This is a genomic window from Amycolatopsis sp. cmx-8-4, assembly GCF_046548675.1.
In the GTDB taxonomy this organism is placed as follows: Bacteria; Actinomycetota; Actinomycetes; order Mycobacteriales; family Pseudonocardiaceae; genus Amycolatopsis.
In genome coordinates this window covers 1-26,366 of the sequence record NZ_JAEBDZ010000004.1, presented here as the reverse complement: position 1 = coordinate 26,366, position 26,366 = coordinate 1, and the positions used below count along the sequence as shown (strand labels likewise).

Sequence of the window (26,366 nt, the reverse complement as noted above, 5' to 3'; positions counted from 1 at the left end):
GGTGAAGGACAGGGGAGACGGAAAGTGACAAGCGGGCCCGAAGTGCTCTGTGTCGGCGAGACGATGGCGCTGTTCGTGCCCGCCGAACCCGGCCCGCCGGACGAAGTGCGCCAGTGGACGCGCACCATCGGCGGCGCCGAGTCGAACGTGGCCTGTCACCTGCCCGCCCTCGGCGTCCCAAGCGGCTGGGTGAGCGCGGTCGGCGACGACCCGTTCGGCCACGCGATGCTGCGCGAGATCGCGGCGGCCGGCGTCGACGTCAGCGCGTGTTCGATCGACCCCGTGCGCCCGACCGGGCTCTACGTCAAGGAAAGCGGCGCAGGCGGCAGCCCCGTGCGCTACTACCGCGCCGGCTCCGCGGCCTCCGGCATGGGCCCTTCGCTGCTGGAGCGCCTGAACCTCGACGGCGTCCGCGTGCTGCACCTGTCCGGGATCACCCCGGCGCTGTCCGACAGCTGCCTCGCGCTGGTGCGCGCGCTGCTGGACGCGCCCCGCGGCGACCGGCTCGTCTCCTTCGACGTCAACCTGCGGCCCGCGCTGTGGGCCGGCCGTGACCCCCGCCTGCTCGCGGAACTGGCCGGGCAGGCCGACATCGTCCTGACCGGCGACGACGAAGCCCAGCACGTGTGGGGGACCGGCGACCCGGTTTCGCTGCGGGCCCTCCTGCCGGGCCCGCGCACGCTCGTCGTCAAGCATGGCGAACGCGGGGCGACCCTCGTCGAAGGCGAGCCGCTGTTCGCGCCCGCGTTGCGCGTCGACGTCGTCGAGCCGGTCGGCGCCGGGGACGCGTTCGCCGCGGGCTTCCTGGCCGCGACCCTGCGCGGTGCCGCGCCCCTGGAACGGCTCCGGCGCGGGCACCTGCAGGCCGCCGCCACCCTGCTCACCCACGACGACGTCGGCGTACCGCTGCCGCGCACGGTCGTGGATACCCTGCTGAACGCGGACCCGGACGAGTGGCGTTCGGCGCGGCTGACGGGAGAGGGGGTTCTCGCTTGAGTCAAAGTCTGGACCGCGCGCTGACGCTGCTGAACTCGATCGCGCAGGACGCGCGCACCCTCGACGACCTCGCCGAGGAGATCGGCGTCCACAAGTCGACGGTGCTGCGCCTGCTGCGCACCCTGGAGCAGCACCACTTCGTCCGCCGCGAGGGCACCCGTTACTACCGGCTCGGCAGCGCGATGTTCGACCTCGCCAACCAGGCCCTCGACTCGATCGACGTCCGGCGCAGCGCCCAGCCCGCGCTGGCCGCGCTCAACGCCCGCACCGGGCACACCGTGCACCTGGCCAGCTACGACGACGGCGAAGTCGTCTACATCGACAAGTACGAGGGCCGCCACTCGGTGCGGATGTACTCCCGCGTCGGCAAGCGCGCGCCGCTGCACTGCACCGCCGTCGGGAAGGTCCTGGTCGCCGCGATGCCTTCCGCGAAACGCGAGGAGATCGCCCGGTCCATGGAGTACCCGGTGCTGACGCCGAACACGATCACGACGCCCGAGGACTACCTCGCGGAGCTGGACCGAGTCGCCCAGCTCGGGTACGCCGTCGACAACGCCGAGCACGAGGACTTCATCCACTGCGTCGCGGCGCCGGTGCGCGGCGCGGACGGCGAAGTGCTGGCCGCCGCGTCGATGTCGGTGCCGAAGGTGCTGCTCGACTACGAAGGCCTGCTCGCGCTGGTGCCGGACCTGCGGGCCGCGACGAACGAAGCTTCCGTCCACAGTGGATGGACGGGGAACGGAAAGGGGCACTGATGAGCAAGACGGCAGTTTCCACCGAGAACGCGCCGAAGCCGGCGGCGAAGTTCTCACAGGCCGTCCGCAAGGGAAACCTGCTGCAGGTCGCGGGCCAAGTGGCCTTCGACCCGGCCACGAACGAGATCGTCGGCGACGACGTCGCGGGCCAGACCCGCCAGACGTTCAAGAACATCGAAGCTGTGCTGGCGGCGGCGGGTTCGAGCCTGGCGGACGCGATCATGGTGCGCGTCTACCTCACCGACACCGCGCACTTCGCGCCGTTCAACGAGGTCTACAACGAGCTCATCGGCGAGGGCCCGCACGCCGCCCGCACGACGGTGTACGTCGGCCTCCCGGGCGAGCTGCTCGTCGAGATCGACGTGCTCTGCGTGCTGGACTGAGGTCGTCCCTGGGGCCGGCTTCCCGGCCCCAGGGGATCAGCCCAGGACGCTCGTGTAGCCGTTGATCGCGGGCTGCCCGCCGAGGTGGGCGTAGAGCACGTTCGAGCCTCGTTCTATCTCACCCCGGCCGACCAGGTCGATGAGTCCCGCCATGGACTTTCCTTCGTAGACCGGGTCGGTGATCATCCCCTCCAGCCGGGCGCACGTCTCGATGGCGTCCACAGTGGACTTGCCGGGGATGCCGTAGATCCCGCCGTGGTACCGGTCGTCCAGCTCGACGTCCGCGATCGCCCCGGCGCCGATCAGCTCCGCGGTGTTGCGCGCGATCCGCGTGACCTGCGCGCGGGTCTCGTCCGGCTTGGCCGAGGCGTCGATCCCGAGGATGCGGCGCGGCTTGCCCAGTGCGGTCCCGGCGACCATCCCGCCCTGGGTGCTGCCGGTGACCGAGCAGACGATCACGGTGTCGAAGAAGACGCCCAGCTGCTCTTCCTGCTGTTCCAGCTCGACGATCCAGTTCGCGAAACCGAGCCCGCCGAGCCGGTGGTCCGACGCGCCGGCCGGGATGGCGTACGGCTTCCCGCCGCCGGCCTCGATCTCGGCGACCGCGTCCTCCCACGCCTGCTTGAACCTGATGCCGAAGCCGGCGTCGACGAGCCGGACGTCCGCGCCGAGGATGCGCGAGAGCTGGATGTTGCCGACCTTGTCGTAGAGCGGGTCGTGCCAGTCGACCCAGCTTTCCTGCACCAGCACGGCCTTCAGCCCGGCACGCGCCGCCGCGGCCGCGACCTGCCGGGTATGGTTGGACTGGACACCGCCGATCGAGACGAGCGTGTCGGCGCCTTCTTTCAGAGCGTCGGCGACGAGGTACTCCAGCTTGCGCGTCTTGTTGCCGCCGTACGCGAGCCCGGAGTTGACGTCCTCGCGCTTGGCCCAGACCTGCGCGCCGCCGAGGTGGGCCGTGAGCCGCTCCAGGGGATGCACCGGCGACGGCCCGAAGAGCAACGGGAAGCGCGGGAAGTCGGCGAGGGTCATCGGTCCTCCAGCAGGTCGGTCCAGATGGTCGAGATCACGGAGACGGCGGTGTCGGTGTCACGCTTCTCGAGGGCGTCGATGAGCCGCGTGTGGCGTTCCACCGAGTTCCAGGCGAGCGCCGAGCTGAACCGCGCGTGTTCGAGCCGGCGCAGCAGCGGCGTGTAGCGGTCGAGAGTGGCGGCCACGGCGGCGTTCCCGGCCAGCCGGACGGGGACGTCGTGCAGCTCGTCGTCCGCCTTGACGGCGGCGGCGACGTCACCGGCTTCGATCGCCGCGGCAAAGCGATCGTTGGCCGCCCGCATCGCGGCGACGTCCTCCCGGCGGACCTTCGCCACGGCCTGCCGGACGGCGAACTCGTGCAGCAGCCGGACGATCTCGCGGGCGTCGGTGACATCGGGGGACATCACCTCGGAGACGCGGGTGTAGCTCTGGGGTTTGGAGTCGACGAGCCCGTCGTCGGCCAGCCGCAGCAGCGCCTGGCGGATGGGGGCTCTCGACAGGCCGAGCTGGTCGGCCAGGTCGGCGTCCCGCAGCGGCGCACCAGGCGGCAGCGAGCCATCGACGATCGCGTGGCGAATGCGGTCGTACGCCTCATCACGGAGCAGCGGGCGACTGACCTTCGAGAGACTCACATCTAACATGTTAGATGTCACGAGGCGGCTTCGGCAAGTTTTTTGAGCCTAAAGCTGTCCCTGGTTCCTGGTGCCGGGTGCGGCTGCGGTGCGGGGTGCTGGTGCACCGCTGGTGCGGTGCGGCTCGCGGTCGGCGAGCCAGACCCTGCGGGACACCAGAGCATCGCGGTGCGCTTCCGTCGCGATGCCCCCATCCGCGCGTGACGTCTCCAGTCACCCGCAATGTCTCCGGCAGCCCGCGATCCCTCCAGTCGTCCGTGATGCCCACAGGCGCCGGACGCTTGTCCACAGGCACCCCGTGATGTGGACAACCGGGCCCAAACCGGCGCCTTTTCCGGGTTCTGTCGGGCACCCCCGATAAACTGGACTTGGGGACGCCCCCCGGAGAGGGCGGGGGCTGCTCTTGGGCGGGGCCGCTTGAGAATTGCGGTCAGTAGACGGGGCCGGTGTACTTCTCCCCGGGACCCTGGCCGGGGGCGTCCGGGACGGCCGAGGCTTCGCGGAAGGCCTTCTGGAGCGACTGCAGGCCGTCGCGCAACGGGCCGGCGTGCAGGCCGAGGTATTCGGCGGACGCGGTGATGAGCCCGGCGAGCGCGGTGATCAGGCGGCGCGCCTCGTCGAGGTCGCGGTGCGGCGAGTTGTCCGGGTCGGCGTCGGCGAGGCCGAGGCGTTCGGCCCCGGCCGACAGCAGCATGACGGCCGCGCGGCTGATCACCTCCACGCTGGGGATGTCCTCCAGGTGGCGGGCTTCGGGGGAATACGGGGGCGGTGCGGAGGGTTGATCTGACACGTCTGGTACTCTTCCACCTGCGACCAGCTCCCGAGCGATCGGGGGCGGCAAGTGGAGCCCCGCTCCCACCCGCGTCACCGTTCAGGTGTCCGGGTCCGGTCTCGCCCGGACTGCAAGTCCAGGGTGAAGTACCCGGCTTAGCGGCCGGATGCGATCGGAAACAGAGTGGGCCCCGCGCACCGAAACGGTGTCGGGGCCTTCGCTATGTGGGCACCAGGTCGAAAACGAGAACAGGAAACATTCCTCGGACCAAGGAGGCCCCATCAGCTCCGAGACACGCATCAACGACCGAATCCGGGTGCCGGAGGTCCGACTCGTCGGACCCGCCGGTGAACAGGTCGGCATCGTCCGGATCGAGGATGCGCTGCGCCTGGCGCAGGAGAACGATCTCGACCTCGTCGAGGTCGCGCCGCAGGCCCGCCCGCCGGTGTGCAAGCTCATGGACTTCGGCAAGTTCAAGTACGAGAGCGCGCAGAAGGCCCGCGAGTCGCGTCGCAACCAGCAGCTGACCGTCATCAAGGAACAGAAGCTGCGCCCCAAGATCGACCAGCACGACTACGAGACCAAGAAGGGTCACGTGTCGCGCTTCCTGGCGGCGGGCAACAAGGTCAAGGTCACGATCATGTTCCGCGGTCGCGAGCAGTCCCGGCCGGAGCTCGGCTACCGGCTGCTGCAGAAGCTCGCCGAAGACGTCACGGAGCTCGGCTTCGTCGAATCGTCGGCCAAGCAGGACGGTCGCAACATGATCATGGTGCTGGCCCCGCACAAGAACGTGAAGCCGAAGGCCAAGGTCGAGCCGGTTCCCGAATCGGTCCCCGAGGCGTAAGGCGCCGACCAGCACATGTCAGCGGCTCACCGGAGTCTCCGGTGAGCCGCCGCACGAAAGAGGACTGAAATGCCGAAGATGAAGACCCACAGCGGGACGTCCAAGCGCGTCCGCGTCACGGGCACGGGCAAGCTGCGCCGTCAGAAGGCCGGCCGCCGGCACCTGATGGAGAAGAAGTCCAACCGCCTCACGCGCCGGCTCGAGGGCACCACCGAGATCGCCAAGCCCGACACCGGTCGCGTCAAGCGCCTCCTCGGCCGCTGACCCTCGACTTGCTCTAACCACCCGGGGCTCCCCTTCGCCCCCTGAGATCGACAGGATGGACCCGTGGCACGCGTCAAGCGGGCGGTCAACGCCCAGAAGAAGCGTCGCGCAACTCTCGAACTGGCCAGCGGCTACCGCGGCCAGCGTTCGCGGCTGTACCGCAAGGCCAAGGAGCAGACGCTTCACTCGCTCAACTACGCCTACCGGGACCGTCGTGCCCGTAAGGGTGACTTCCGCCGCCTGTGGGTCACCCGCATCAACGCGGCCGCCCGCGAGAACGGCGTGACCTACAACCGGTTCATCCAGGGCATCAAGGCCGCGGGTGTCGAGGTCGACCGCAAGATCCTCGCGGACCTCGCCGTCAACGACGCCGTCGCCTTCACCGCGCTGGCCGAGCTCGCCAAGGCCAACGTGAACACCGAAGCGAAGTCGGCCTGACCGGCAGCTTTCCCCGACCCGGGGTGGATCCGTTCACCGAACGGACCCCCCGGGTCGTTGCTGCGCGCAAGCTGACCCGGCGCGCGGACCGGGACAAGACCGGCCGGTTCCTGGCCGAAGGCGCCAACGCCGTCGAAGCCGCCTTGGCGAACGGAACGGTGCACGAGCTGTTCGTGACGTCGCGCGCGGCCGCCCAGCACGCGAACCTGGTCGACACCGCCCGTGCGGCCGGCGTCCCGGTCTCGCCGGTCACCGACCGCGCCGCGGACGGCCTGTCCGAAACCGTGACGCCCCAAGGCATCGTGGCGGTCTGCGCCCTGCTCGACCGTCCACTCGAGACGGCCGTGACCCCGGGTGCCCGGCTGGTGGTCGTGCTGGTGGACATCGCCGACCCGGGCAACGCGGGCACGGTGATCCGCGTGGCGGACGCGGCGGGCGCCGACGCCGTCGTCCTGGCGGGCGACACGGTCGACCCCCACAACGGCAAGTGCGTCCGAGCGGCCGCGGGCAGCCTGTTCCACCTCCCGATCACCCGCGTCCGGGACGTCTCGGCCGCGCTGAAGGCCTGTTCGGCGGCGGGCCTGCGCACGTTCGCGGCCCACGGCTACGCCGACGCCGAACTCGATCGGGTGGATCTGACCGAGCCGACGGCCTGGGTGTTCGGCAACGAAGCCCACGGCCTTTCGGAAGCGGTCCTGGCCGAGACGGATCTGGCGGTCCGCATCCCGCTGTACGGCAAGGCGGAGAGTCTCAACCTGGCCACGGCGGCGGCGGTCTGCGTGTACACGAGCGCGATGGCGGCCCGCCGCTGAGGCGTGGCCCATCGCCCGCTCAGCCGAGCCACCGCCGGTCCCTCCACGGAGTCTTGGCGGCCGATCCCGCCGGTGTCCGCTCACCGGACACGCGCTGTGCGCCGACCAGCGATTTCACCTCACACGACCGGATTCCCGCGGCCCGGCCTGGTCATCGTTCAGTCCCGTCAGGCCCGTACCCGGGCGTGCGCCGGCGCGGGCCGAGGGCGACCAAGGGCGCCCTGACCCGATCCCATAGACTTTTCTTGCCTTTGACCTCTCGTGCGCCGTGTTGTCCGGCGGAGCACGAACGACCAGTCCCAGCGGACGCCGAGGAGTTATGTCCGGAGCCAAGGAGAAGGAAGCCCAAGGCGGCGCGGTTCTCGCCCCCGAGACGCTGCAGGAGGCGGTCAAGGCCGCCGAAGCGGCGTTCGCCGCCGCGACCGGGCTCGATGCGCTGGCCGAGGTCAAGCCCGCGCATCTCGGTGACCACTCGCCGCTGCTGCTGGCGCGCCGCGAGATCGGCGCCCTGCCCAAGCAGGAGAAGGCCGAGGCCGGCAAGCGCGTCAACGAGGCCCGTCAGGCCGTCCAATCGGCCTTCGACACCCGCCGCGCCGAGCTCCAGGTGGAGCGCGACGAGCGCGTGCTGCGCGAAGAAGCCGTCGATGTCACCCTTCCGTGGGATCGCGTGCCGCGCGGTGCCCGGCACCCGATCAGCACCGTCTCCGAGCGCGTCGCCGACGCGTTCATCGCGATGGGCTACGAGGTCGCCGAAGGCCCGGAGCTCGAAGCCGAGTGGTTCAACTTCGACGCGCTGAACTTCGGCAAGGACCACCCCGCGCGCCAGCTGCAGGACACGTTCTACGTCGGCGAAGAGGACTCCGGCCTGGTGCTGCGCACGCACACCTCGCCTGTCCAGGCCCGCACCCTGCTGCACCGCGACCTGCCCGTGTACGTCGTGTGCCCCGGCCGGACGTACCGCACCGACGAGCTCGACTCGACCCACACCCCGGTGTTCACGCAGGTCGAGGGCCTCGCGGTGGACAAGGGCATCACCATGGCGCACCTCAAGGGCACGCTGGACGCCTTCGCCCGCGCGATGTTCGGCGAGAACTCCAAGACCCGGCTGCGCCCGCACTTCTTCCCGTTCACCGAGCCGTCCGCCGAGGTGGACGTCTGGTTCGAGGAGAAGAAGGGCGGCCCCGGCTGGGTCGAGTGGGGCGGCTGCGGCATGGTCAACCCGAACGTCCTGCGCGCCTGCGGTGTCGATCCCGAGGTGTACTCGGGCTTCGCCTTCGGCATGGGCATCGAGCGCACCCTGCAGTTCCGCAACGGGATCCCGGACATGCGCGACATGGTGGAAGGCGACGTCCGCTTCACCCTTCCCTTCGGAACGGAGGCGTAGTGCGAGTCCCAGTCAGCTGGCTGACCGAACACCTCGACGTTGGCGAGGAGATCACGCCGCAGGACCTGGTCGAGGCGTTCGTCCGGATCGGGATCGAGGTCGACGACCTCCGCGAGCTCGGCCCGGTGACCGGCCCGCTGGTCGTCGGCCGCGTGGCCGAGATCGAGGAACTGACCGAGTTCAAGAAGCCGGTCCGCTTCTGCCGTGTCGACGTCGGCGAAGTCGCCGAGGAAGACGATGAGCCCGAAGACGACGACGAAGACGAGGACGACGAAGAGTCGGGCGAGTTCGACGAGGGCCCGCACGGCATCAGGACCCGCGGCATCATCTGCGGCGCGCGCAACTTCACCGAGGGCGATCTGGTCGTCGTCGCGCTGCCCGGCGCGGTGCTGCCGGGTGACTTCGCCATCGCCTCCCGCAAGACCTACGGCCGCATCAGCGACGGCATGATCTGCTCGGCGCGCGAGCTCGGCCTCGGCGAGGACCACACCGGCATCCTGGTGCTGCCGCCGGGCACCGCGAGCCCGGGCGACGACGCCCAGGAGCTGCTCGCCCTGAACGACACGGTGATCGAGCTCACGCCGACCCCGGACCGCGGCTACGCGCTGTCGGTCCGCGGCCTGGCGCGCGAGCTGTCGAACGCCCTCGACGTGCCCTTCGGCGACCCGGCGCTGCTGGAGGTCCCGGCGGCCGAGGGTGATGCCTGGCCGGTTCGTGTCGAGGACCCCGAGGGCTGCCCGCGGTTCGTGCTGCGCCGGGTCACCGGCCTGGACTCGACCGCGCCGACCCCGTGGTGGATGCGGCGGCGGCTGATGCTGGCCGGCATCCGCTCCATCTCCCTGGCCGTCGACGTCACCAACTACGTGATGCTCGCGCTCGGGCACCCGCTGCACGCGTTCGCCACCAAGGCCATCCAGGGCGACCTGGTGGTGCGCAAGGCGAAGCCGGGCGAGAAGCTGACCACCTTGGACGACGTCGAGCGCACGCTCGACCCGGACGACGTGGTGATCGCCGACGACAGCGGCGTCATCTCGCTGGCCGGCACCATGGGTGGTGCGAGCACCGAGATCACGCCGGAGAGCACGGACGTGCTGCTCGAGGCGGCGCACTGGAACCCGGCGTCGATCAGCCGCACGGCCCGGCGCCACAAGCTGTTCTCCGAGGCGGCCAAGCGGTTCGAGCGGTTCACCGACCCGCAGCTGTGCGGGCCGGCGGTCGAGCTGGCCGCCCGGCTGCTGCGGCAGTACGGCGACGCGGCCATCCGGCCCGGCCGCACCGACGAGGGCACGGTCGAGCCCAACCCGCCGGTCCGGATGCCGATCAACCTGCCCGACAAGGTCGCGGGTGTGAGCTACCAGCGCGGCGTGACCGTGCGCCGGCTCAGCCAGATCGGCTGCAAGGTCACGGTCAGCACGGGCGACGACGGCACCGGCCTCGTCACCGCGATCCCGCCGAGCTGGCGCGGCGACCTGCGCCAGCCCGCCGACCTCGTCGAAGAGGTGCTGCGGCTCGAGGGCTACGACAGCATCCCGTCGACGCTGCCCGCCGCTCCGGCCGGCCGCGGCCTGACCGACGGCCAGCGGCGCGTCCGCGGTGTCGCGCGGGCGCTGGCCGAGGCCGGGTACGTCGAGGTGCGCCCCTTCCCGTTCGTCGGCGACGCGGTGTGGGACGCCTTCGGGCTCCCGGAGGACGACGTCCGCCGCAACGCCGTCGTGGTGCGCAACCCGCTGGAGGCCGAGCGCAACAAGCTGGCCACCACGCTGCTGCCGGGGTTGCTGGACACGCTGCAGCGCAACGTGTCGCGCGGGATGAAGGACGTGGCGCTGTTCCACGTCGGCCAGGTCGTGCTGCCCGCGCCGAACCCGCTGAAGGTGCCGGTGCTCGGCGTCGACCGCCGCCCGACCGACGAGGAACTGGCCGTTCTCGAAGAGGCCGTGCCGAAGCAGCCGCTGCACGTCGCCGTCGTGCTCGCCGGCCAGCGTCACCGCGCCGGCTGGTGGGGCGGGGGCGAGCAGGCGAGCTGGGCCGACGCGGTGCAGGCCGCCCGGACGATCGCCGAGGCCGCTGGGGTCGAGCTGACCACGCAGGCCACCGACCTGCCGCCGTGGCACCCGGGCCGCTGCGCCCAGCTGCGGGTCGGCGACTGGCCGGTCGGCCACGCGGGCGAGCTGCACCCCAAGGTCGTCGAGGCGCTCGGCCTGCCGCCGCGCACCGTGGCGATGGAGCTCGACCTCGACGCGATCCCGCTGCCGGACTCCCGGCCGGCGCCGAGCGTGTCCGGCTACCCGCCGGTGCTGCTCGACGTCGCGCTGGTCGCGGCCGCGGACGTCCCGTCGGGCGACCTGGCCGCGGTGCTGCGCACCGGGGCGGGCGAGCTGCTCGAGGACATCACGCTGTTCGACGTCTACGCCGGCGAGCAGGTCGGCGAGGGCAAGCGGTCGCTGGCCTACAAGCTGCGCTTCCGCGCCCCGGACCGGACGCTGACCGTCGACGAGGCGACCAAGGCCCGTGACGCCGCGGTCGCCGCGGCGGGCGAACGGTTCGAAGCGACCCTGCGCTGACGCACGACGCTCTCGAAGAGGGGCCGGGAAACCGGCCCCTCTTTCGCGTCCGGCCCCGCACATCCGGCCGACCAACAGCACCAGAACGCAGACGACCCTCCAGGCACGCGACCCGACCCTCCAGATACGCGATCCGACCCTCCAGGTACGTGAGCCGACCGTCCAGGCACGTCGGCCGGCCGCAGGTGTCGCGGCGCCGGGCACCTCTTCGAAGCCGAACGTCACCCGATGTGCTTGAGCGCCTCCCGGCGCGACAGCCCCGACAGGCCGGGGTGATCGTCCACGAAGGACCGCACCCAGTCCGGTGACGTCTTCGCGTAGTCCCGCAACGCCCAGCCGATTCCCTTGCGCAGGAAGAACTCCGGCTCGGCGATCGCGGGTTCGATCGCCCGGGTCAGCAGGTCGGTGTCGGTGTCCTCCTTCGCGCCGACCTGGCAGATGATCGCCGTGCGCCGCCGCCAGAGGTCCTCGTCGGCCGCCCAGCGCAGCATGATCGGCGTGACCTCGCCGCGGGCGGAACACAGGATCGGGCCCACCCGCCGGATCGCCAGCTCGTCGACGTGGTCCCACCACGCCCCCGTGACGATCATTTCCTCGTACATCGGGATCAGGCCGGGATCCTGCCACGACCGGTAGGCGCGATATCCGGAAAGATCGACCGCCGCGTACCGCTCCTCCCGGAATTCCGCGTCCCGCCACAACGCCAGGATCGTCGCCGAATACGTCACTCGATCGGGCAGTATGTGGTCGGCGAGCACCCGCTTGAGAAGCACGCTCCGCTCCGGTTTGGCCACTCCGCGATACGGCATGGCCGACTTCATGTACGCCCGCATCCCGGGTGCCTTCACCGGATCGCCCAGCTCGGCCAGCCCGGTGCGAATGGCCTTGACCAGCCGTTCGTCCGCGGTCATCCGTCCTCCCGTCGTCCCCGGTCGCCCGGAGCGTACCGGTGGCCACCGACGGTTCCGGGTGCTCGCCGATCGGGGGAGGTCCCGACGAAAGGCGGATGGCGGAAGTCGTGGCGGTCGGCGAGATTGTGCAGGGTTGCCGGTAGTTTCGGCGAAATCCGGCGAACTCTGTCGAATGCGGATGAAAAGGACGACTGTGAAGAGAATCGTTGCCGCTGTCGCCGCTGTGGGGCTCGCGGCCGGGCTGCTGGCCGCCGCACCCGCCGCGTCGGCGGACCCCGCGGTGCAGTTCAGCCCCGCGCCGATCGCCTGGGGGCCCTGCGACTCGGCGAGCCTCAAGGCGGCGGGCGCCGAGTGCGGCTTCCTCGAAGTGCCGATGGACTACGCGAAGCCGGGCGGGGCGAAGGTCTCCGTCGCGGTGTCGCGGATCAAGCACAAGACCGCGCAGTCCCAAGGGATCATGCTGGTGAACCCGGGCGGCCCCGGTGGGTCCGGCCTCGGGCTCTCGGTGCTCGGCAAGTACGTGCCGAACCACGCGGGGGACAACTACGACTGGATCGGCTTCGACCCGCGGGGCGTCGGCTCCAGCAAGCCCGCGGTCAGCTGTGACGGCAACTACTTCAGCTACGACCGGCCGGGGTACGTGCCGACCTCGCCGAAGCTGGAGAAGACCTGGCTCGACCGCTCGAAGGGCTACGCGCAGGCGTGCCGCAAGAACGGCGCGATCCTCGACCACCTGAAGACGACCGACGTCGCGCAGGACATGGACAGCCTGCGCAAGGCGCTGGGCGAGAAGCAGATCAACTACTACGGCTTCTCCTACGGCACCTACCTCGGCCAGGTGTACAGCACGATGTACCCGAAGAACGTCCGCCGGATGGTGCTCGACGGCAACGTCGACCCGCGGAAGGTCTGGTACCAGGCCAACCTCGACCAGGACGTCGCGTTCGACAAGAACATCAAGATCTACTTCGACTGGCTGGCGTCCTACGACAGCGTCTACCACCTGGGCAAGACCGGTTCCGCGGTGGAGAAGCTCTGGTACGACACCCAGCGCAAGCTCGCCAGGAACCCGGCGGGCGGGGTGATCGGCGGTGACGAGTGGACCGACGTCTTCCTGCAGGCCGGCTACTACGTCTTCGGCTGGGTCGACATGGCCAAGGCGTTCGACGGCTACGTCCACAAGGGTGACTGGCAGACGCTGAAGGCGCTCTACGACGACTCGAACCCGCCCGGCGACGACAACGGTTTCGCCGTCTACCTGGGTGTGCAGTGCACCGACACCCAGTGGCCGACCAGCTGGAACAAGTGGCGGGTCGACAACTGGCTGACCTACGCCAAGGCCCCGTTCGAGACCTGGGGCAACGCCTGGTTCAACGCGCCCTGCGTGTACTGGCCGGCGAAGGCGGGCAAGCCCGTCGACATCAACGGCAGCAAGGTCGCCGGGGCGCTCCTCATCAGTGAAGAGCTCGACGCCGCGACGCCGTACGCCGGCAGCCTCGAGGTCCGCAAGCGGTTCCCGAACTCGAGCCTGATCAGCGCGCCGGGCGGCACCACGCACGCCGGTTCGCTGTCCGGGGTGTCCTGTGTGGACGACAAGATCGCCGACTACCTGGCGACCGGAACGCTGCCGGCGCGCCGGCCCGGCAACCACTCCGACGTCCAGTGCAGCCCGGTTCCGCCGCCGGTGCCCGACGGCGCCGCCGCGCAGAAGTCGGACAACACCGCGAAGGCGGCCCAGGAGAAGCAGCGAACGTTGGCTCAGCTGCTGCACTTCTGAGCGGAATCGACGTAGGTCAGTGCCCCGGTCCGGCTCGTCCGGACCGGGGCACCGTCTTGTACGCAGGTGTCGCATCGTGGCCTCCCGGTGACGTGGTGTGGTCGACGAGGACGCTAGGGGAGGGGTCCGACAATTTCGGAGCGGAGTCGGCCCTGAGCAGTGCGTGGCCGAAAATTGTCGGGGGTGCGCGCTAGCTTCACGGCATGTCGATCATCGAAGAGCGCCGGACCGAGATCCGGGCACAGGAAATCATCTACCAGATCGCGGTCGCCACCAGGACGGACGAAGACCGCGCCGAACCGAACACCAGGGTGATGATCACCCTGGAAGCCGGCGGTCCTGAGGGCGAACCGGTCGCCGAGGGCAGCCTCGACCTGGACGTCGCCGTGGCGGCCACGGTGGCCGACCTGGTCGCCGACGGCCTGCTGTCCGCGACGACCGGCGCCGGCCGGTCGTCGCGGCGAAGATCCGCGGCCCGGGCCGCCCAGCAAGGCCGTCCGTGGAACGACGAGATGGACGCGGAGCTGGAGAGCCGGTGGCTGGCCGGCGAGAGCGTCACGGAGATCGCGGCGTACTTCGAGCGCACCCCCGGCGGCATCCGCTCCCGGCTGCCGCGTGTGGGCTGCGACCCGGAGAACCCGGGCTGCTACCTCCCCGTGCCGCCGAGCCGGCGCGTGGACCTGGACGGGGGTGAACCGGGCTGAGCACGGTGGCGGGCCGGTCCACACCGGACCGGCCCGCCACCGCGGCCGTCCCGTTTCCCTTTCACTCACCGGAGTTGTCCTGATGAGTTTCGATCTCGCCGTGTGGCACCAGCCCACGGCCGCCGAAGAAGCGGCCCGCAAGTACGCCGCGCTGACGTCCCCCGAACCGGTGGTGATCCCGCTGCACCCCCGGGCTGTCGCGTACCACCGGGAGCTGACGGCCCGCTACCCGGAACTGACCGACGTGCCGGTCGAGGACCTCGGCAGCTGCCCGTGGTCGTGCGCCTTGACCGTCGCCGGTGACGGCGTGGTCATGTCGTTGAGCTGGTCCGCTCCCGACGCCGTCGTGTCGTACGTCCAGGAGCTGGCCGGGCGGCACGGGATGGTTCTCTACGACCCGCAGGACGCAACCGTGTACCCGCCCTCGGGCGGTGCGGAGTGAGTTCCGTGCCGGGAAACCCGGACCACCGCGGATCAGTCGCCCACGCCCGCGCCGGCCAGCGCGCGGGCTGCGAGGACCTCCAAGCGGGCCACCAGTTCCGGCGGTTCCTCGACCGTGAACGCGCACCCCAGCCCCAGCAGGCGGAACGCGAGCCAGTCCAGGGTGTCCCCGTGGCTGTGCCAGCGGCAGCCGCCGTCCGGCAGCGGCGTCAGCTCGCCGACCGCCGTGCCCAGGCGCGGGGTGATCTCGTCGGCCGGTGCGGCCAGCGTGACCACTGCCCGGTAGGTGGGCACGAGGTCGTAGAGCCGTTCGAGGACGTAGGCCGCCAGATCCGTCGCGGGTGGCCGGCGCGGGGCGATGCGCCCACCGGTCGCCTCGGCGTCGTGGACCCGGTCGACGCGGAAGACCCGCCAGTCGTCCCGGTCGAGGTCGAAGGCGACCAGGTACCAGCGCCGTCCGGTGGCGACCAGCCGGAGTGGCTCGGTCCGGCGCCGGGACTCGGTCCCGTCGCCCGAGTGGTAGCGGAACCGGACCGTCTCGTGGTTGGTGATCGCGCCGGCGAACACGGTCAGCTGCGCGGGGTCGACGACGGGTCCGGTGGCCGGCACCGCGACGGTCGCGGTGCCGATCGTGCCCACCCGGCGGCGCAACTGCGCGGGCAGGATCTGCTCGAGTTTGGCCAGCGCCCGCACGGAGGCTTCCTCGATGCCGTCGACGGCCTGGCCCGCGGCGGTCCGCAGGCCCACGGCGATCGCGACGGCTTCGTCGTCGTCGAGCACGAGGGGCGGCATCGCGGTGCCGGCGATCAGCCGGTAGCCACCGGTGACCCCGCGGCTGGCCTCGACCGGATAGCCGAGTTCGCGCAACCGCTCGACGTCACGACGGATCGTGCGCGGGCTGACTCCGAGCCGGTCGGCCAGTTCGCTGCCCGGCCATTCCCGTGGCGTCTGGAGCAGCGAGAGCAGTCCGAGCAGCCGCGCCGGGGTGTCCGTCATCGGCACAGCATCCCAAGCCCCGCGGGACGGCGTCCGCGCGGTGGCGGGCACCACTTCCCGGTATTCCTGTTTGTTTAGCCTTGCAAGGGCATGCATAATCATGCGTATGACGGTGAACATCGCGGTGGCCGGAGCCAGCGGGTACGCGGGCGGCGAACTCCTGCGCCTGCTGCTGACCCATCCCGAGGTCGAGATCGGCACGCTCACGGCGGCCAGCAGCGCCGGCACGAATCTCGGCGTCCACCAGCCACACCTGGTCCCCCTGGCCGACCGCGTCCTGGCGGAGACCACGCCGGAGACCCTGGCCGGCCACGACGTCGTCTTCCTGGCCCTGCCCCACGGGCACTCCGCGGCGATCGCGGCGCAGCTCGGCCCGGACGTCCTGGTCGTCGACCTCGGCGCCGACCACCGGCTGGCCGACGCGGCCGACTGGCGGCGCTGGTACGGCGGCGACCACGCCGGCCAATGGCCGTACGGCCTCCCCGAACTGCCGGGCGCGCGAGAGAAGCTCGCCGGCACGAAGCGCATCGCCGTGCCGGGTTGCTTCCCGACCGGCGGCTCGCTCGCCCTCGCGCCCGCCCTGGGTGCCGGCCTGATCGAGCCCGACGTGACGGTCGTCGCGGTCACCGGCACCTCCGGCGCGGGCAAGAGCCTGAAGCCGAACCTGCTCGGCTCCGAGGTGATGGGCTCGGCCAGCGCGTACGGCGTCGGCGGCGCCCACCGCCACACCCCGGAGTTCGCGCAGAACCTCTCCGCCGTCGCGGGTGAGCGGGTCACCGTGTCCTTCACCCCGGTGCTCGCGCCGATGCCCCGCGGCATCCTCACCACGGCGAGTGCCCCGCTGAAGGCGGGCATCGACGCGGCCGCCGCCCGCGAGGCCTACGAAAAGGCCTACGACGCGGAACCGTTCGTCCAGCTCCTGCCCGAAGGCGCCTGGCCGACCACCTCCGCGACGCTCGGCTCGAACAACGTCCAGCTGCAGGTCACGGTCGACACCGACGCGCGGCGCCTGGTCGTCGTCGCCGCGATCGACAACCTGACCAAGGGCACCGCGGGCGGTGCCGTCCAGTCGATGAACCTGGCCCTCGGCCTCCCCGAAACCACCGGCCTTTCCACCGTAGGAGTGGCACCGTGACCGTCACCGGCCCCCAGGGCTTCCGCGCAGCAGGCGTCGCCGCCGGGATCAAGGCGTCCGGCGCGCTCGACTTCACGCTGGTCGTCAACGACGGCCCGCTCGACGTCGCCGCGGGCGTGTTCACCCGCAACGTGATCAAAGCCGCGCCCGTGCTGTGGTCGCAGGAGGTGCTCAAGCAGCAGCGGCTCAAGGCCGTCGTCCTCAACTCCGGCGGCGCCAACGCGGCCACCGGGCCCGGCGGCTTCCAGGACACCCACGCCACGGCCGAGAAGGTCGCCGAGGTGCTCGGCGCCGGCGCGATCGAGGTGGCCGTCTGCTCCACCGGCCTGATCGGTGAACGCCTGCCGATGGACGCCGTGCTGGCCGGGGTCGACACCGCCGTCGAGGCCCTCGACGCGAGCGATCAGGCGAGCCTGAACGCCGCCACCGGCGTGATGACCACCGACACGAAACCGAAGCAGGCCTTCGCGAAACACGACTCCGGGTGGAGCGTCGGCGGGTTCGCCAAGGGCGCGGGCATGCTCGCCCCGAACCTCGCCACCATGCTCTCGATCCTCACCACCGACGCCGTGGCGGACAAGGAAACCCTCGACCGCGCCCTGCGCGCGGCCACCCACGTCACGTTCGACCGCCTCGACGTCGACGGCGGCACGTCCACCAACGACACGGTGCTGGTCCTGGCCTCCGGCGCGAGCGGCGTCGAACCGACCGAGGCGGAGCTGACCGAGCTGCTCACCGCGGTCAGCCACGACCTGGTGCTCCAGCTGCGCGCCGACTCCGAAGGCGCGACGAAGGACGTCGACATCACCGTGAAGGGCGCGGAGTCGGAGGCCGACGCGATCGCCGTCGCCCGCACGATCGCCGAGGACAACCTGGTCAAGACGGCGCTCTTCGGCTCCGACCCGAACTGGGGCCGGATCGCCATGGCGCTCGGCCGCGTCCCGGCCCGCATCGACCCGGAGACCGTGTCGATCGCGGTCAACGGCGTCACCCTGTTCGCGAAGGGGATGCCGGCCGCCGACCGGTCCGAAGCCGACCTCACCGGCCGGGCCATCGAGATCGTCGTCGACCTGGGCGTCGGGTCGGCCGAATCGACGGTCTACACCACCGATCTTTCGCACGGTTACGTCGAAGAGAACAGCGCGTACTCCTCATGACCGGCTCGGAGGCTCTGATTTCCGCGGACGAGAGACTGGCGACGGCGGCCGAGAAGGCGGGGGTGCTCATCGAGGCGCTGCCCTGGCTGCAGCGGTTCCACGGCGCCACTGTGGTGGTGAAGTACGGCGGCAACGCCATGATCGACGACAATCTGAAGGCGGCCTTCGCCGAAGACATGGTGTTCCTCCGCCTGGCCGGCCTGCGCCCGGTCGTCGTGCACGGCGGCGGCCCGCAGATCACCGCGATGCTCAACCGGCTCGGCGTGCCCGGCGAGTTCAAGGGCGGGCTGCGCGTCACGACGCCGGAGACGATGGACATCGTCCGGATGGTGCTCACCGGCCAGGTCAGCCGCGAGCTCGTCGGGCTGATCAACGCCCACGGGCCGTACGCGGTCGGCATCTCCGGCGAGGACGCCCGGCTGTTCACCGCCGAGCGCAAACAGGCCACTGTGGACGGTGAACAAGTCGACATCGGCCTGGTCGGCGAGGTCGCCGAGGTCAACCCGGACGCCGTGCTCGACATCGTCAACGCCGGGCGCATCCCGGTGGTGTCCACGGTCGCCCCGGACGTCGACGGCGTGGTGCACAACGTCAACGCCGACACCGCCGCCGGAGCGCTGGCGGCCGCGCTGGGCGCCGAGAAGCTCGTCGTGCTCACCGACGTCGAAGGCCTGTACGCGGACTGGCCGGACCGGTCGTCGCTGATCGACCGCATCCGCGTCGACCACCTCGAGCCGATGCTGCCCGGCCTGGCCAGCGGCATGATCCCGAAGATGGAGGCATGCGTGCGCGCCATCCGCGGCGGGGTGCGCCGGGCGCACGTGATCGACGGCCGCCTCGCCCATTCGGTGCTGCTGGAGGTCTTCACCTCCCGCGGCGTCGGCACCATGGTCTTCCCCGAAACGGAGCTCCCGTGACCGACCTCAAGTCCAATGTGGATGGCCAGCAGCACTGGAAGTCCGCGTTGATGGACAACTACGGCACCCCCGCGCTGACCCTCGTCCGCGGCGAGGGCGCGAAGGTGTGGGACGCCGACGGCACCGAGTACGTCGACCTGGTCGGCGGCATCGCCGTCAACGCGCTCGGCCACGCGCACCCGGCGATCGTCGCCGCGGTCACCGAGCAGATCTCGCGGCTCGGCCACACGTCGAACCTGTACGTCAACCCGGTCGCCGTCGAGCTCGCCGAAGCGCTGCTCGACGTCGCCGGTCTCGCCGGCAACGGCAAGGTGCTGTTCGTCAACTCCGGGGCCGAGGCGAACGAAGCGGCGCTGAAGATCAGCCGGCTGACCGGGCGCACCAAGGTGATCGCGGCCGAGGGCGCGTTCCACGGCCGGACCATGGGCGCGCTGACCCTCACCGGGCAGCCCGGCAAGCGCGACCCGTTCAAGCCGCTGGTGCCCGGCGTGGAACACGTGCCGTTCGGGGACGTCGCGGCGCTCAAGGCGGCCGTCGACACCGACACCGCGGCCGTGTTCCTGGAGCCGGTGCTCGGCGAAGCCGGCGTGATACCGGCGCCGGACGGCTACCTGCAGGCCGCGCGCGAGATCACCAAGGCCACCGGCACGCTGCTGGTGCTCGACGAGGTGCAGACCGGCCTCGGCCGGCTCGGCACCTGGTTCGGCTACCAGCAGGCCGGCATCGTGCCGGACGTGATCACCCTGGCCAAGGGCCTCGGCGGCGGCCTGCCGCTGGGCGCGGTGATCGGCGTCGGCGCGGCGGCCGATCTGCTCAAGCCCGGCCAGCACGGCACCACGTTCGGCGGCAACCCCGTCTGCTGCGCGGCGGGCCTGGCCGTGCTCCGGACCATCGCCGAGGACAACCTCCTCGACCACGTCTCCGCACTGGGCAAGGACATCGCGGCCGGCGTCGAGGCGCTCGGCCACCCGCTCGTCGCCGGGGTGCGCGGCGCCGGCCTGCTGCTGGGGATCTCGCTGCGCCGGCCCGTCTCGGGAGCGGTGGCCAAGGCCGTCCAGGACGCCGGCTACCTGGTCAACCCGATCGCGCCCGAGACCGTGCGGCTCGCGCCGCCACTCGTGCTGGACAGCGACCAGGCCGACGGCTTCCTCGCCGCGCTCCCGGGCGCGCTCGACGCCGCGGCCACCGAATCGAAGGACTCCGACTGATGCCCCGCCACTTCCTCCGCGACGACGACGTCAGTCCCGCCGAGCAGAAAGCCATCCTCGACCTCGCCGACGCGCTGAAGGCCGACCCGCTCGGCAACCGCACGCTGGCCGGGAAGTCCGTCACGGCGATCTTCGAGAAGAACTCGACCCGCACCCGGTTCTCCTTCGAGGTGGGCATCAGCCAGCTCGGCGGGCACCCGGTGATCGTCGACGGCCGGTCGATGCAGCTGGGCCGGGAGGAGACCATCGAGGACACCTCGCGTGTGCTGTCGCGGTACGTCGACGCGATCGTCTGGCGGACCTTCGCGCAGAAGCGCATCGAAGCGATGGCCTCGGCCGCGTCGATCCCGGTCGTCAACGCGCTGACCGACGAGTTCCACCCGTGCCAGGTGCTCACCGACCTGATGACGATCCGGGAGCGCAAGGGTGAGCTCGCCGGGCTGACCCTCGTCTACCTCGGTGACGGCGCCAACAACATGGCGCACTCGCTGCTGCTCGGCGGCGTCACCGCCGGGATGCACGTCCGGGTGGTCTCGCCGCTCGGGTTCCAGCCCGACCAGCAGGTCATCCTCGACGCCAAGACGCGCGGGGAGGACACCGGCGGCACGGCCACGGCGTTCACCGACCCGTACGAAGCGGTGGCCGGCGCCGACGTGCTCGTCACCGACACCTGGACGTCGATGGGGCAGGAAAACGACGGCCTCGACCGGATTGGTCCGTTCCGCGCCCTCCAGGTCAACGCCGAGCTGCTGAAGAAGGCGGCGGACGACGCGATCGTGCTCCACTGCCTGCCGGCGCACCGCGGCTGGGAGATCACCGACGAGGTGCTCGACGGCCCGGCCAGCGCGGTGTGGGACGAGGCCGAGAACCGGCTGCACGTCCAGAAGGCGCTGCTGGTCTGGCTCTTCGAAGAGAGCCGGCCCGAAGAGAGCCGACGATGACCAGCAGCCGGGTGGGGCGGCAGGCCAGGATCACCGAACTGGTGTCGTCCACGACCATCCGCAGCCAGACCGAGCTCGCGAAACTGCTGGCCGCGGAGGGCATCGACGTCACCCAGGCGACGCTGTCGCGCGACCTCGACGAGCTGGGCGCGGTGAAGCTGCGTGGCCCGGACTCCGGCGCGCCGGTCTACGTGATCCCTGAGGACGGCAGCCCGGTCCGCGGGGTCCAGGGCGGCACGTCACGCCTGTCCCGGCTGCTGGCCGAGCTGATGGTCTCGGCCGACTCGTCGGGCAACCTGATGCTCCTGCGGACCCCGCCGGGCGCGGCGCAGTTCCTGGCCAGCGCCATCGACCGCGCGGCGCTGGAGGAGGTCGTCGGCTCGATCGCGGGCGACGACACCGTCGCCGTCATCGCCCGGGAACCCTTGTCGGGCAAGGAACTCGCCGAACGCTTCGCCGCGCTGGCCCAGCGCTCGGTCACGGAACACGGAGACGAAACAACGCCATGATCGTGCTCGCCGGTGCCGGTGGGGAGGTCGCCTCGGCCGCCGCGAAGCTCGCCGAGGAGACCGGAGCCGAGGTCGTGACGCTCGTCGCCGACCTCGGCGGCCACCCGACGGCCGGCGGCTCGAACCGCGACGCGGCCACCTTCGCGGACGACCACTGCCTCCCGGCGATCCAGGCCAACGCGCTCGTCACCGGGCTGGCCTGGCCCGCCGTCGTCCGCCGCCTGGCCGACGCGGCCCGGCGGTGCGGCGCCACGACCGTCGCGCACGGGTACACCGGGCGCGGCGCGCACCGGTTCGCGGCCGGGCTGGCCGCGGTGGCCCCGGATCTCCGGGTGCTCGCGGTGCCCGGCGCGCCCCCGGCCGAGCGGACCCTCTGGGGGTACGTGGTCGAACCCGGCGACCGGTGGCGGTTCCCCGCCGAGGGGGAGTTCCTCGCCCCGGAGGAGGTCACCGTGACCTTCGACAGCGGGGTCCCGGTGGCGGTCGACGGCGAGACGGTCTCGGTCGCCGAAGCCCTCCGGAGGCTGAACCGCCGGGCGGCGGCGCAGGGCGCCGGGAAACACCGGACCGAAGACGGCCGGACGTTCGCGGCCCCGGGCGCACTCGTGCTGGTCACGGCGCACCGCGCGCTCGAAAGCGGCACCCTCGAGCCGGAGCTGGCCCGGTTCAAGCGGCGGGTCGACCGCGAATGGGCCACCCTGGTCCGCGACGGCCAGTGGTTCTCACCGCTGAAGCACGCGCTGGACAGCTTCGTGGTCGAAGCGCAGGAAGCGGTCTCGGGCGACGTACGGCTGTTGCTGCACGACGGCCGCGTCACCGCGCTCGAACCGCGTGACGCCCGGCCCGCGGCGGAGTACGTCGCGCGGCCCGGCAGGATCACGGCACAAGCTTGACCCACCCATCGGAACAGACGATCGAAACAGACACAGGAGAAGCGAGAACAGTGAGCGGGAACGAGCAGCCGGTGCAGCTGTGGGGCGGCCGGTTCGCCAGCGGTCCGGCGGAGGCCATGGCGGCGCTGAGCGCGTCGACGCACTTCGACTGGCGCCTGGCGCCCTACGACATCGCCGGCTCCCGCGCGCACGCCCGGGTGCTGAGCAAGGCGGGCCTGCTCACCGGCGACGAGCTGACCGGCATGCTGACCGCGCTCGACACCCTCGCCCAGGACGTCGCTTCGGGGGCGTTCACCCCGACGATCGCCGACGAAGACGTGCACACCGCACTCGAGCGCGGGCTGCTGGAGCGGGCGGGCACCGAGCTCGGCGGCAAGCTGCGCGCCGGCCGGTCACGCAACGACCAGGTGGCGACCCTCTTCCGGATGTGGCTGCGGGACGCCGCCCGCCGCGTCGTCGCCGGCACGCTCGACATCGTCGACGCGCTGGTGTCACAGGCCAAGCGGCACCCGGACGCGATCCTGCCCGGCCGCACGCACCTGCAACACGCCCAGCCCGTGCTGCTCGCGCACCACCTGCTGGCCCACGGCCAGGCGCTGCTGCGCGACGTCTCGCGGCTGCAGGACTGGGACGCCCGCACGGCGGAGTCGCCGTACGGCTCGGGCGCGCTGGCCGGCTCGTCGCTGGGGCTCGACCCGGAGGCGGTCGCCGTGGAGCTCGGCTTCGCGACCAGCGTGGAGAACTCCATCGACGGCACCGCCTCGCGCGACTTCGTCGCCGAGTTCGCCTTCGCCGTCTCGATGCTGGCGATCAACCTGTCCCGGATCGCCGAAGAGGTGATCATCTGGAACACCGCCGAATTCGGCTACGTGACGCTGGACGACGCCTGGGCCACCGGCAGCTCGATCATGCCGCAGAAGAAGAACCCGGACGTCGCCGAGCTGACCCGCGGCAAGGCGGGCCGGCTCATCGGCAACCTCACCGGCCTGCTGGCGACGCTGAAGGCCCAGCCGCTGGCCTACAACCGGGACCTGCAGGAGGACAAGGAGCCGGTGTTCGACTCGGTCGAGCAGCTCGAGCTCCTGTTCCCGGCCATCGCCGGCATGCTCGCCACGCTGACCTTCCACACCGACCGCCTCGCCGAGCTGGCTCCGGCCGGGTTCACGCTGGCCACCGACATCGCGGAGTGGCTGGTGCGCCAGGGCGTCCCGTTCCGCGTCGCGCACGAAGCGGCGGGTGAAAGCGTCCGGGTCGCCGAGTCGCGCGGCGTCGGCCTGGACGAGCTCACCGACGAGGAGTTCGAGAAGATCAACCCGGCCCTGACGCCCGCGGTGCGCGAGGTCCTGACCGTCGAAGGCTCGGTGAAGTCCCGCGACGCGCGGGGCGGCACGGCGCCGGTGCGGGTGGCCGAGCAGCGCGCGCGGCTCGAAGAGCGGGTCACCGCCGCCCGCCACTGGCTGAACTGAGCCGACGAGCCGGGCCGGCGCCAATGTCGGTCCGGCTCGATAGGCTGGTCGTCGCACGACTTCCCGAAGGAGGGGACGCTTGAGCGGCGAAGCAGGCCGGTTGTTCACCCGCGCCGAACTGGCGCTGGACCCGGTCGACCTGGCCCAGCTGCTGCTCGGCTCCGTGCTGGAGGCGACCGGGCCCGACGGCACCGTCGGCGTCCGGCTGGTCGAGGTCGAGGCCTACCGCGGCGAGGACGATCCGGCGTCGCACTGCTACCGCGGCCGGACCCCGCGCAACGCGGTCATGTGGGGGCCGGCCGGTCACCTCTACGTGTACTTCGTCTACGGGATGCACTTCTGCGCGAACGTCGTCGGCACCCACGAGGACATGCCGGGGGCCGTGCTGCTGCGGGCCGGCGAGGTCGTCTCGGGCCTCGACGTCGTCCGCAAGCGGCGCCCGAGCGCCCGGGGGACCGGCGAACTGGCCAAAGGCCCGGCCATCCTCACCTCGGTGCTGTGCATCGACCGCGAGCAGAACGGCGTCGACCTCACCGACCCGGCGTCGCCGGTGCGGCTGCACGTCGGCGAGCGGGTGCCGGCCGAACGGATCCGGGTCGGGCCGCGCGTCGGCGTCGCGACGGCGATCGACACGCCGTGGCGGTTCTGGGACGGCGCCTCCCCGGCCGTGTCCACCTACCGCCGCGGCGGGAAGCGCCGGGTCCGACCCGCCAGTTAGTCGGTTGACCTGGTGCGGGAGGATCTACAGGCGTGAGCGAACACATCCTCGACGAGCTGTCCTGGCGCGGCCTCATCGCGCAGTCCACCGACATCGACGCCCTCCGGCGCGAGCTCGACCAGGGTCCTGTGACGCTCTATTGCGGTTTCGACCCGACCGCGCCCAGCCTGCACGCCGGCAACCTCGTCCCGCTGCTCATGCTCAAGCGGTTCCAGCGCGCCGGGCACCGGCCGATCGTGCTGGCCGGCGGCGCGACCGGGATGGTCGGCGACCCGCGCGACACCGGTGAGCGCACGCTGAACACCCTCGACGTCGTCGCGGAGTGGGCCGGGCGCATCCGCGGTCAGCTGGAGCGGTTCGTCGACTTCGACGACAGCCCGATCGGCGCGGTCGTCGAGAACAACCTCAACTGGACCGGCCAGCAGAGCGTCCTGGAGTTCCTGCGCGACGCCGGGAAGCACTTCTCGGTCAACGTCATGCTCAACCGGGAGACGGTCAAGCGCCGGCTCGAGAGCGACGGCATGTCGTACACCGAGTTCAGCTACCTGCTGCTGCAGTCGCAGGACTACCAGCAGCTGTACCGCCAGTACGGCTGCAAGCTGCAGGTCGGCGGCTCCGACCAGTGGGGCAACCTCATCGGCGGGGTCGACCTGATCCGCCGCACCGAGGGGGTGAGCGTGCACGCGCTCACCGCGCCGCTGGTCACCGACGCCGAGGGCCGCAAGTTCGGCAAGTCCACCGGTGGCGGCAAGCTGTGGCTCGACCCGGAGATGACCTCGCCGTACGCCTGGTACCAGTACTTCGTCAACGTGGGTGACGCCGACGTGGTCCGCTACCTGCGGATGTTCACCTTCCTCGACCAGGAGGAGATCGCCGCGCTGGCCGAGGACACCGAACAACGTCCCCACCTGCGCTCGGCGCAGAAGCGGCTGGCCGAGGAGTTCACCACCCTCGTGCACGGGGAGAACCAGACCCGGCAGGTGATCAACGCCAGCCAGGCGCTGTTCGGCCGCGGCGAGCTGGCCGACCTCGACGAACGCACCCTCGACGCCGCCATGGCCGAGGTCCCGAACGGCAAGGTAGACCCGTCCGGCGAGGCGACGATCGTCGATCTGCTGCTCGCCGGGGGACTGGTCGACAGCAAGGGCGCCGCGCGCCGCACGGTGAAAGAGGGCGGCGCGTACGTGAACAACGTGAAGATCGGTGACGAGGAGTGGAAGCCCGCTTCGGACGACGCGCTCCACGGCAAGTGGCTCGTCGTCCGCCGGGGCCGGCGCAACGTCGCCGGCGTCGCGCTCGGCGGCTGATCGGCTCCGCGGCCCGGAACAGGGCCTTGACCTGCGGGAACGCGGTTAAGGTACCCCCCTGTTCCGGGCCCCGGAAGGCCATGTAAAGTTCTCCAAGTCGCCAGGGAAACCGGGTGGCCACCGGGACACGAACCAAGCTCTCGCAGAAGCGATTGAGTGGGTGTCCCACCAAAATAGCTTGAAACAATCGCCGAGGTTGAGCCCGCGGATAATGTGGGTGATTCCGGAGTGTGTTGCTTGAGAACTCAACAGTGTGCTAGTGAACTAAGCCAGTAGAGCTTATATTTAACCTCGTATGAGGTTCCTTTGAGAATGATTGAGTACATAGTCTCGATCAAACTATTCATTGTTGGAGAGTTTGATCCTGGCTCAGGACGAACGCTGGCGGCGTGCTTAACACATGCAAGTCGAAC

The 26,366-nt window shown here is 71.1% G+C and carries 27 protein-coding genes and 1 rRNA gene; 23 read left to right on the top strand and 5 right to left on the bottom strand.

Annotation, left to right across the window (positions count from 1 at the left end; genetic code table 11):
- The first annotated feature begins 24 nt into the window (after positions 1-24).
- Genes ACLJQZ_RS09060 through ACLJQZ_RS09050 form a run of 3 tightly spaced genes read left to right on the top strand, consistent with a single transcriptional unit; the run spans position 25 to position 2,134 of the window.
- A complete protein-coding gene (locus ACLJQZ_RS09060) occupies positions 25-996 on the top strand; it encodes a sugar kinase (protein WP_410619591.1) in 972 nt (323 codons plus the stop codon).
- Positions 993-1,751, top strand: a complete 759-nt coding sequence (locus ACLJQZ_RS09055) for an IclR family transcriptional regulator (RefSeq protein ID WP_247054046.1) — start codon at positions 993-995, stop codon at positions 1,749-1,751. The genes ACLJQZ_RS09060 and ACLJQZ_RS09055 overlap by 4 nt, the downstream gene beginning before the upstream one ends.
- Complete coding sequence (locus ACLJQZ_RS09050; protein WP_410619590.1) at positions 1,751-2,134, top strand: RidA family protein; 384 nt, start codon at positions 1,751-1,753, stop codon at positions 2,132-2,134. The genes ACLJQZ_RS09055 and ACLJQZ_RS09050 overlap by 1 nt, the downstream gene beginning before the upstream one ends.
- 36 nt (positions 2,135-2,170) lie before the next feature.
- Here the strand turns inward: ACLJQZ_RS09050 and ACLJQZ_RS09045 are convergent, their stop codons facing one another.
- From ACLJQZ_RS09045 to ACLJQZ_RS09035, 3 genes are all read right to left on the bottom strand, one after another.
- Positions 2,171-3,166, bottom strand: coding sequence for a 1-aminocyclopropane-1-carboxylate deaminase (locus tag ACLJQZ_RS09045; protein ID WP_410619589.1), 996 nt, complete (start codon positions 3,164-3,166; stop codon positions 2,171-2,173).
- A complete protein-coding gene (locus ACLJQZ_RS09040; protein WP_410619588.1) occupies positions 3,163-3,807 on the bottom strand; it encodes a GntR family transcriptional regulator in 645 nt (214 codons plus the stop codon). Before ACLJQZ_RS09040 ends, ACLJQZ_RS09045 begins: the two co-directional genes overlap by 4 nt.
- A 421-nt stretch (positions 3,808-4,228) precedes the next feature.
- Complete coding sequence (locus tag ACLJQZ_RS09035; RefSeq protein ID WP_247054038.1) at positions 4,229-4,588, bottom strand: DUF1844 domain-containing protein; 360 nt, start codon at positions 4,586-4,588, stop codon at positions 4,229-4,231.
- Positions 4,589-4,736: 148 nt separating this feature from the next.
- Between ACLJQZ_RS09035 and infC the strand changes: the two genes are divergently transcribed.
- The 6 genes from infC to pheT all read left to right on the top strand — a co-directional run bounded on the left by infC (position 4,737) and on the right by pheT (position 10,873).
- Positions 4,737-5,414 carry a translation initiation factor IF-3 gene (gene infC / locus ACLJQZ_RS09030; protein ID WP_410619587.1) on the top strand — a complete coding sequence of 226 codons (678 nt, stop codon included), beginning with the start codon at positions 4,737-4,739 and terminating at the stop codon, positions 5,412-5,414.
- Positions 5,415-5,483: 69 nt separating this feature from the next.
- Positions 5,484-5,678 carry a 50S ribosomal protein L35 gene (gene rpmI, locus ACLJQZ_RS09025; RefSeq protein WP_247054035.1) on the top strand — a complete coding sequence of 65 codons (195 nt, stop codon included), beginning with the start codon at positions 5,484-5,486 and terminating at the stop codon, positions 5,676-5,678.
- A 63-nt stretch (positions 5,679-5,741) separates the two neighbouring features.
- Complete coding sequence (gene rplT, locus ACLJQZ_RS09020; RefSeq protein WP_247054033.1) at positions 5,742-6,116, top strand: 50S ribosomal protein L20; 375 nt, start codon at positions 5,742-5,744, stop codon at positions 6,114-6,116.
- Positions 6,117-6,139: 23 nt separating this feature from the next.
- A complete protein-coding gene (locus tag ACLJQZ_RS09015; RefSeq protein ID WP_410619586.1) occupies positions 6,140-6,928 on the top strand; it encodes a TrmH family RNA methyltransferase in 789 nt (262 codons plus the stop codon).
- 319 nt (positions 6,929-7,247) lie between these two features.
- A complete protein-coding gene (gene pheS, locus ACLJQZ_RS09010; RefSeq protein WP_247054031.1) occupies positions 7,248-8,312 on the top strand; it encodes a phenylalanine--tRNA ligase subunit alpha in 1,065 nt (354 codons plus the stop codon).
- A complete protein-coding gene (pheT, locus tag ACLJQZ_RS09005; RefSeq protein WP_410619585.1) occupies positions 8,312-10,873 on the top strand; it encodes a phenylalanine--tRNA ligase subunit beta in 2,562 nt (853 codons plus the stop codon). Before pheS ends, pheT begins: the two co-directional genes overlap by 1 nt.
- A gap of 221 nt (positions 10,874-11,094) precedes the next feature.
- Here the strand turns inward: pheT and ACLJQZ_RS09000 are convergent, their stop codons facing one another.
- Entirely contained in the window at positions 11,095-11,784 is a 690-nt protein-coding gene (locus ACLJQZ_RS09000) for a DNA alkylation repair protein (protein WP_410619584.1), read from the bottom strand.
- A gap of 193 nt (positions 11,785-11,977) precedes the next feature.
- Here ACLJQZ_RS09000 and ACLJQZ_RS08995 point away from each other — a divergent pair, with 193 nt between their 5' ends.
- The 3 genes from ACLJQZ_RS08995 (at position 11,978) to ACLJQZ_RS08985 (ending at position 14,707) form a co-directional block, all read left to right on the top strand.
- Positions 11,978-13,561, top strand: coding sequence for an alpha/beta hydrolase (locus ACLJQZ_RS08995; RefSeq protein ID WP_410619583.1), 1,584 nt, complete (start codon positions 11,978-11,980; stop codon positions 13,559-13,561).
- A gap of 203 nt (positions 13,562-13,764) precedes the next feature.
- Positions 13,765-14,265, top strand: a complete 501-nt coding sequence (locus ACLJQZ_RS08990; RefSeq protein ID WP_247054022.1) for a helix-turn-helix domain containing protein — start codon at positions 13,765-13,767, stop codon at positions 14,263-14,265.
- A gap of 82 nt (positions 14,266-14,347) precedes the next feature.
- Positions 14,348-14,707, top strand: a complete 360-nt coding sequence (locus ACLJQZ_RS08985) for a hypothetical protein (protein WP_247054020.1) — start codon at positions 14,348-14,350, stop codon at positions 14,705-14,707.
- Positions 14,708-14,739: 32 nt separating this feature from the next.
- On the opposite strand, the gene ACLJQZ_RS08980 is transcribed toward ACLJQZ_RS08985, so the two are convergent.
- Complete coding sequence (locus tag ACLJQZ_RS08980; protein WP_410619582.1) at positions 14,740-15,702, bottom strand: helix-turn-helix transcriptional regulator; 963 nt, start codon at positions 15,700-15,702, stop codon at positions 14,740-14,742.
- 106 nt (positions 15,703-15,808) lie between these two features.
- On the opposite strand from ACLJQZ_RS08980, the gene argC reads away from it, so the two are divergent.
- From argC to ACLJQZ_RS08925, 11 genes are all read left to right on the top strand, one after another.
- The gene (gene argC, locus ACLJQZ_RS08975; protein ID WP_410619581.1) at positions 15,809-16,837 is read left to right on the top strand and encodes an N-acetyl-gamma-glutamyl-phosphate reductase; all 1,029 of its coding nucleotides are present in this window, start codon (positions 15,809-15,811) and stop codon (positions 16,835-16,837) included.
- Positions 16,834-17,994, top strand: coding sequence for a bifunctional glutamate N-acetyltransferase/amino-acid acetyltransferase ArgJ (argJ, locus tag ACLJQZ_RS08970; protein ID WP_410619580.1), 1,161 nt, complete (start codon positions 16,834-16,836; stop codon positions 17,992-17,994). The genes argC and argJ overlap by 4 nt, the downstream gene beginning before the upstream one ends.
- Complete coding sequence (gene argB / locus ACLJQZ_RS08965; protein ID WP_410619579.1) at positions 17,991-18,911, top strand: acetylglutamate kinase; 921 nt, start codon at positions 17,991-17,993, stop codon at positions 18,909-18,911. The genes argJ and argB overlap by 4 nt, the downstream gene beginning before the upstream one ends.
- Positions 18,908-20,119 carry an acetylornithine transaminase gene (locus ACLJQZ_RS08960; protein ID WP_410619578.1) on the top strand — a complete coding sequence of 404 codons (1,212 nt, stop codon included), beginning with the start codon at positions 18,908-18,910 and terminating at the stop codon, positions 20,117-20,119. The genes argB and ACLJQZ_RS08960 overlap by 4 nt, the downstream gene beginning before the upstream one ends.
- Positions 20,119-21,060: an ornithine carbamoyltransferase gene (gene argF, locus ACLJQZ_RS08955; protein ID WP_410619577.1), complete on the top strand. Its 942-nt coding sequence runs from the start codon at positions 20,119-20,121 to the stop codon at positions 21,058-21,060. Before ACLJQZ_RS08960 ends, argF begins: the two co-directional genes overlap by 1 nt.
- Positions 21,057-21,569, top strand: coding sequence for an arginine repressor (locus ACLJQZ_RS08950; protein WP_410619576.1), 513 nt, complete (start codon positions 21,057-21,059; stop codon positions 21,567-21,569). The genes argF and ACLJQZ_RS08950 overlap by 4 nt, the downstream gene beginning before the upstream one ends.
- Positions 21,566-22,462 carry an argininosuccinate synthase domain-containing protein gene (locus ACLJQZ_RS08945; RefSeq protein ID WP_410619575.1) on the top strand — a complete coding sequence of 299 codons (897 nt, stop codon included), beginning with the start codon at positions 21,566-21,568 and terminating at the stop codon, positions 22,460-22,462. The genes ACLJQZ_RS08950 and ACLJQZ_RS08945 overlap by 4 nt, the downstream gene beginning before the upstream one ends.
- Before the next feature lie 50 nt (positions 22,463-22,512).
- On the top strand, positions 22,513-23,928 hold the full coding sequence (gene argH, locus ACLJQZ_RS08940) for an argininosuccinate lyase (protein WP_410619574.1): 1,416 nt from the start codon (positions 22,513-22,515) through the stop codon (positions 23,926-23,928).
- Positions 23,929-24,007: 79 nt separating this feature from the next.
- The gene (locus tag ACLJQZ_RS08935; RefSeq protein ID WP_410619573.1) at positions 24,008-24,646 is read left to right on the top strand and encodes a DNA-3-methyladenine glycosylase; all 639 of its coding nucleotides are present in this window, start codon (positions 24,008-24,010) and stop codon (positions 24,644-24,646) included.
- Positions 24,647-24,678: 32 nt separating this feature from the next.
- A complete protein-coding gene (tyrS, locus tag ACLJQZ_RS08930) occupies positions 24,679-25,953 on the top strand; it encodes a tyrosine--tRNA ligase (protein ID WP_410619572.1) in 1,275 nt (424 codons plus the stop codon).
- Positions 25,954-26,299: 346 nt separating this feature from the next.
- Positions 26,300-26,366 (top strand): 16S ribosomal RNA (locus tag ACLJQZ_RS08925); the annotation flags it as partial.